The organism is Sedimentitalea sp. XS_ASV28, from assembly GCF_041224545.1.
Taxonomy (GTDB): Bacteria; Pseudomonadota; Alphaproteobacteria; order Rhodobacterales; family Rhodobacteraceae; genus Sedimentitalea.
Genome location: NZ_JBGFGP010000134.1, coordinates 1 through 6,407, shown reverse-complemented (window position 1 = coordinate 6,407; position 6,407 = coordinate 1). Strand labels below are relative to the sequence as shown.

The window sequence follows — 6,407 nt, the reverse complement described above, 5'->3', positions numbered from 1 at the left end:
CGCGGTGCTCAGACCGTGCCTGAGGCATACCTCAGCCGTCGGCATGCCGTTCTGCGCTACGATTGATCCACTGGATCAATCGCTAAACGCTTGAACCCTGCTCTTTGATCATCCCGATTATCTGCGCCTCGGTGAAACGGTCCTTTCGCATATGTCTGCTCCTTCAGAGTTGACGCAGACTCTACATTACGGTGAGGGATTTCAGGGGGCAGTCACGTGTCATCGGCTATTCAGATCAATCACGAAATCACGCAGATCGGCGATCACCTTTGGATCCGGGTCAATACCAGTAAAACCGCGTAGATAGCCTTTGAGCCGTGCGATCCGTTCCGACATCGGTTCGCGCAGTTCCAGTGCATGATAGCCAAGCTGCATGAAATAAAGGATGCGCGCGCGCGTATCGGCGTCGTATTCAGAGTAACCAAAGCGTTCGTACATGGCTCTGACAGCCCTTAGGCGTTCCGCATCAGCGGCATCTATGCGTTGACGCACCGCCCCGTCCCGTCGTGACCATTCCCTGACCGCGAAATCCAGTCCGTGATCAAACAACTCCGGGTCGAGAAAGCAGCGAAAGAAGTTGCAGACCGCTTCGGAAATGGAGCCGGCAGGTGCCTCGACGCTTTCGACAATCGATCTTGTGTTGCGATTTTCCCAATCGTCCAGCAGTGCTTCGAGCAGATGTTTGCGGCTCTTGAAATAGCCGTAAAAACTGGATCGAGACACCTCAAGGCGGGTGCCAAGTGCCAGAACCTTGACCTCGGCAACCCCCTCGCTGACGAGAACGTCGCGTGCAACGTTCAGCCAATCTTCGCGTGTGACCTTTACATGGCCGACCAGCGGATCCTTGTCCGGATCATCCCTATGTAGAAGTGGTGTAAGTCTTGCGGGCATATCAGCTCTCCGGGAGTGCACCGCCGTCGGCGGTGCGTATGTCTATGAACGGATGTAAGGCTTCGACCTTTGCTTCGTCGATATCTGGGCGGTTGTCGGCAGCAAGAATACCTTTCCAAATCGCCGTAGCGCGCGTGTTGACGTCAGATGCGCCGCGTTCTGTCCATGTTCCGAAATTGGCGTAATCATGCACGACGGGTTCGTAGAACGCTGTGTCATACCGTGCCATCGTATGGCTGGTGGAAAAGAAGTGCCCGCTTGGGTTCACTTCGCTGATCGCCGCCTCGAAACCGATCTCATCAACGCTGGCGTTGTTGCCCGCGCAAAGCTCGGCGATCATGTTCAAGACTTCGACGTCGGTGATCAGCTTTTCGTAAGATATGGTCAGCCCGCTTTCGAGCCAGCCTGCGGAATGGATGATCACCGATGCACCCGCCATGAGGCAGCCCCAAAGCCCCATCTGGTTCTCATTCGCCGCCTGTACGTCGTTAAGATTGGAGGCAGACCCTGCTGCCGACCGCCACGGCAGGCCAATAAAGCGGGCAAGCTGACCGGCGGCGAGACTTGCCTGAAAGTGGGTGGGGGTGCCAAGCGCAGGCGCGCCCGATTTCATGCCCACATTCGAGGTGAAGGTGCCATAGCAGATCGGCGCGCCGGGTCGGACAAGTTGGTTAAGAGTGATTGCTGCCAGGACCTCGGCATGGCTGTTCTCGATTTCGTCGTCCGAGAACACGGACATCGTTGGAAAGGGGGTGCGCAACTTGCTGTAGTTGACCGTGCGTTTGGAGGCGGGCGGTCTTCCATCGCCACGCCCCCGACGCCTCCTTGCCCGTGGTTGTGGTGGGGTCTCGGGTGTCATCCTGTGCCCCGCATCGCACTGTCTTTTGCGTCATAGGGAGAGGCCGCTATCACCCGTGCCGGACGTTCGGCACCGACGACATGCACGGCCCATTCTGTTTCTTCGGTGCTGGCTGTTCGGTCAATCATGGCTATGGCCAGCGATTTTCCCGCCGTATGACCATATGTCATCACGAATCGGCGAGTGTAGAATTGGCCGGTGGTCTGCTTGATGTACTCCTTGTTCGCGGCATAGGGGACGAATCGCGCCACATCCATACCAAAGACACCGGCCTCGGGTTCGCCGTGGATCATCCATTCGGCTAGCGATTTGCCGACGCCGCCGCCCAGAAGGAACCCGGCCATCACACCGCAGGCGCACCAATAGCCCGGTTTGCCCCGTAGGGGCCCAATCAGCGGGTTGCCGTCGGGGGCAAAGGTAAAAGCGCCATTGACCCATGTATTCAAACCGACATTCTGCAACGCCGGATAGCGTTCAAAACCGAGAGTGAGTTCCTTTTCACTTCGATCGGTGTCTTCCTGTTGCAGCTCGAATCCATATTCCCACGGCGCGCCATCCATCATCCAATGCTCGTGATCGATTTCGTAGATTCCCAGCAACATGCCCTGCTGGTCCTGCCGCATGTAGGTAAAGCCTTCGAGGTCCACCGTCAGGGGCATTTCCTTGTCGAGCGCTGCAACCTCGGGGATCGTGTCAGAGATGAGATAGTGGTGGTTGGGTGGGGACACCGGGAGTTCGATCCCCGCCATGAGACCAACCTGTTTGGCCCAGAGGCCCCCGGCATTGGCAACATGTTCGGCATGGATCTTGCTCTTTTCGGTCACGACATCCCAGCCATCACTCATCTGAGTAAGTTCCAGTACCTGGTTATGTTCGATCACTTCGGCACCGTGTTTGTTGGCGGCACCGGCATATGCGTGAACTGTGCCTGTGGTGTCGACGTACCCTTCGCGGTCGGCAAACATGCCACCCAGAATGCCATGGGTGGACCCAGCGGGTTCAACTCTCTTGCTTCCTTCGGGGTAATCAGCCGCACATCGTCGATCCCGATGGATTGAAAGGTGCGGTAAGCAGATTGCAGCCATTCCCACCGATCTCGAGTGCCAGCCAGCGTCGTGCCGCCTGTTATATGCATCCCGACCGACTGGCCTGATTCCTTTTCGATCTCGGATAGCAGATCAATCGTATAGGCCTGAAGCGATGCAATGTTGGCGTCTGAGTTCAGGACATGAAACCCGCCCGCCGCATGCCAGCTTGACCCAGCGGTCAAAACGTTGCGCTCGATCAGGCAGACGTCTTTCCAGCCGAATTTTGCCAAATGGTACAAGACCGAAGCGCCGACAACGCCACATCCGATCACAACGGCACGGTAATGTGACTGCATTGGTTTTCTTCCTGATTTGCGCCGTGTCTCTTGAGTATGTAGGTCACAGCTGACTTAATAGACAGCAATGTCTTTTGGGTGTGGCCTGTATTGGACATTTTTGTCTAGCGATAATATTGAGCCACAAATTCGCCCGGATCTTTAATAAACCACTATATATTGAGGCATAAGTCACGGATCAGGATTGTTGCGTCCAGATGGTTCGTAAGACTTGGGCAGTAAGGCTTAACGCAATTCAAAAATCATATTGACAGAATTAGACAGGTCTGCCCAGTGTGGGATTACGATAGGATTCGGCGCGCCGTTGCGTCTATCTGACAGGGGGATTCGCAAATGTTTTTCAAAACTCTTCTAGGCCTTGGTACCGCCATGGCCTTGGCGCTGGCTGCGCCCGTGGTGGCCGAAACCACTTTGAAACTTGCCACGGATTCGGGGGCCAAGGGCTCGCCATCAGGTGATGCGCTTGACCGCTGGGCGGCGCTGATCGAGGAAAGTACGGACGGCGACGTGCAGGTCGACGTGTTCTATCAGAACGAATTGGGCAGTCAGGCCGAGGTTCTGGATCTGCTCGTCGCGGGCGATCTGGACATGATGATCAACTGGCCGATCACCGCATATGACGAAAGACTTGGCGTGCTGTTCACCCCGTATATGGTGACCAGTTGGGAAGAGGCCCTGGACGCATATAAGCCGGGTGGCTGGGTCAACGAGGTCTTGACCGAAGTTTGGGCCGATCTTGGTGTTAAGTTCTTTGGCCCCTGGCCCGAGGGTTTCAACGGTGTCGCTTCGCGCGATAAATTCGCCATGACGCCGGAAGAGGCGAGCGCGCTCAAGATCCGCGTTCCGGCGATGTTCCCAATGGCCGAGTCGCTGCAGGCTCTGGGCTATCAGACCGCAACCATCGACTGGTCAGAGGTGTTCACCGCGATCCAAACCGGCGTCGTTGATGGGGATGGCGCAAATATTATCTATTGGGACTATGAATATTTCCGCGACGTTCTGGACTATTACAATCAGATCAAGATGCAATTCATTACCGGCGTCATGACGATGAACGAAGGTTCCTGGGCATCCCTGAGCGAGGATCAGCAAAAGGCCGTCGCAGATGCTGCAAACACGGTCATGAACGAAGCATTCGAACAAGCCAGGGAACGCGACGAATATTACGTTCAGCAGGCCAAGGACGCTGGCATGACCTATATCGAACCGTCGGACGAAGAGTTGAAGGCCATGGCCAAGACTGTGCGCGAAAAGGTCTGGCCGCAGATGGAAGATCGCGTCGGCAAAGACATCATGGATAAAATTCGGGCAAATGCCGGAGAGCTCTGACCTCGAGAGTGGCCCCACCTCACGTATTGGCGGGGCCATCGCGCGTATGCTCGACCTCGTGGCGATCGTGTCGTATTTGGTCGTGACGGGCCTGATGGCCTTTCTTGTTGTCGCCCGCTATGTGCTCGGTTTGTCCGTTGTCGGCTTGCATGAATTGATCATGCTTGCCGCTGTTGCGCTTTATATGACCGGGGCGGTTATTGCGTCGCGCAAGCGTGACCATCTGACCGTTGACTGGATTGCTGGCAACATCACCGACCCGCGACGCAAGGCAGCCCATGACCTGCTGATTGCAACGCTGACCATGATCATCACCATATTCTTTATCGTCTGGGCCTACTGGATGTTCTCCTGGGGGCTCAAGCGTCCGCAGACGACCCCGGCTTATCAGATCCCTCTCTGGGTGCCGCAGATGGCCATCGGCCTCGCTGCGGTGGGGTGTTTTTGTTACGCAGTGCGCGATGTCATCGGCGCGCTCCTGAAATTGAGGCGTACCTGAATGTATGCGCTCGTCGCTCTTCCGCTTCTTATTATCCTCATGGGGATTGGTTTGCCGGTCGCCTGGTCCTTTGCCGGGGTGTTGGCCTATTTGACCTATGTCTATGACGTGAACCTCAATACACTGATGCTACAAGGTTTTCGCTCGCTTAACTCGCTGGTGCTGGTGGCGCTGCCACTGTTCATCCTGACGGGGTTTCTGATGCAGTCTGGCGGTATTGCGCAGCGCATCATCTCCTTTATCGAGCGTCTGGCGACCGGAAAAGGCGGAATGGGCTCTGCGATGGTGCTGTCATCAAGTGTCTTTGGCGCTATCGCTGGCACGGCGACTGCGGCCATCGCTTCAATCGGGTCCATCATGACGGAACCTCTGGTCGCTCGCGGATATCCGCGAGGGCGAGTTGCAGCGTTGCTGGGGATATCGTCGCTGCTGGGAATTCTGATCCCGCCTTCGATCACCATGATCCTGTTTGCAGTGGTGACTCGCCAGTCGGTCGCGGCCTGTTTCGCGGCCACCATCGGCCCTGCGATTCTGCTCATCATCGGCCTCGTCCTCTATAACCGTTTTCTGGTCGGTCGCGCCTTCGAAGAGCTTCCTGCGGATGAAAGTACGGGGCCACGCGAAACGTTCGGTAAGGTGACGCTCCATGCATTACCTGCGTTATCGCTACCGATCATTATTCTGGGCGGTATCTATGGCGGTGTCTTTACGCCGACCGAAGCAGCCGCTGTCGCGGCGGTCGCGGCCCTGATCGTCGGCGGACTGATCTATCGCGAATTCACATGGCGCAGCTTGACGCGCAGTGTCGTACAAGCTGCTGAAACAACCGGTACAATCATCCTGATCCTGCTCTTTTCCTTCATGATCTCGCGGATCATGGCCTTCGAACGCGTGCCGCAGGATCTGACCGAGGCAATTCAATCCGTCGTAACCAGCCCGATCGGCGCGTTGTTGGTCGTTAATCTGGTTTTGATTGTTGCAGGTGCCTTGATGGATGACATATCCGTCACTGTTGTGATCGCTCCGTTGTTCATGCCCCTGATGGTGGCGAATGAAGTTGACCCAGTGCATTTCGCCGCAATCGTAGGGTGCTCTGTCGTCATTGGCGCAAATAGCCCGCCGGTGGCGCCAACGCTGTTTCTGTCGTGCAAGATCACGCGGGCACCAATCATGCAGGCCGTTTTGCCCGCACTCGGTCTGATGACTTTTGTCGCATTCCCGGTCATGCTGATGACTACGTTTTGGCCAGCCCTGTCGCTGTCAATACCGCGAGCGCTGGATTTGATGTAAGAAAGAGGTTTCGTCGCTAGGCCGTGTTGACAAAAGGGATTCACAATGCACCGTAGGCGTGATTCAAGCTAGTATCTGCTATGGAGACCAGCTTGGCACGAGACTTGATGACGGACGAGGAGTGGACGTTTTTCGAACATTTCATCCTCGCTGCC

6 protein-coding genes and 1 pseudogene are annotated in these 6,407 nt (G+C 56.2%); 3 read left to right on the top strand and 4 right to left on the bottom strand.

What is annotated here, in order from left to right; genetic code table 11:
• Positions 1-219: 219 nt before the first annotated feature.
• The 4 genes and pseudogenes from AB9K34_RS12290 to AB9K34_RS12275 all read right to left on the bottom strand — a co-directional run.
• Positions 220-891, bottom strand: a complete 672-nt coding sequence (locus AB9K34_RS12290) for a TetR/AcrR family transcriptional regulator (protein ID WP_369954723.1) — start codon at positions 889-891, stop codon at positions 220-222.
• A 1-nt stretch (position 892) separates the two neighbouring features.
• Positions 893-1,630, bottom strand: coding sequence for a trimethylamine methyltransferase family protein (locus AB9K34_RS12285; RefSeq protein WP_369954722.1), 738 nt, complete (start codon positions 1,628-1,630; stop codon positions 893-895).
• A 116-nt stretch (positions 1,631-1,746) separates the two neighbouring features.
• Positions 1,747-2,007: a glycine cleavage T C-terminal barrel domain-containing protein gene (locus AB9K34_RS12280; RefSeq protein WP_369954724.1), complete on the bottom strand. Its 261-nt coding sequence runs from the start codon at positions 2,005-2,007 to the stop codon at positions 1,747-1,749.
• A gap of 96 nt (positions 2,008-2,103) precedes the next feature.
• Positions 2,104-3,134: pseudogene (locus AB9K34_RS12275) on the bottom strand (NAD(P)/FAD-dependent oxidoreductase); the annotation flags it as partial.
• Between the two features lie 333 nt (positions 3,135-3,467).
• On the opposite strand from AB9K34_RS12275, the gene dctP reads away from it, so the two are divergent.
• The 3 genes from dctP to AB9K34_RS12260 are packed head-to-tail and all read left to right on the top strand — an operon-like array spanning position 3,468 to position 6,252.
• Positions 3,468-4,463, top strand: a complete 996-nt coding sequence (gene dctP, locus AB9K34_RS12270) for a TRAP transporter substrate-binding protein DctP (RefSeq protein ID WP_369954721.1) — start codon at positions 3,468-3,470, stop codon at positions 4,461-4,463.
• Entirely contained in the window at positions 4,447-4,962 is a 516-nt protein-coding gene (locus AB9K34_RS12265; protein WP_369954720.1) for a TRAP transporter small permease, read from the top strand. Before dctP ends, AB9K34_RS12265 begins: the two co-directional genes overlap by 17 nt.
• Entirely contained in the window at positions 4,963-6,252 is a 1,290-nt protein-coding gene (locus tag AB9K34_RS12260) for a TRAP transporter large permease (RefSeq protein ID WP_369954719.1), read from the top strand.
• Positions 6,253-6,407 lie beyond the last annotated feature (155 nt).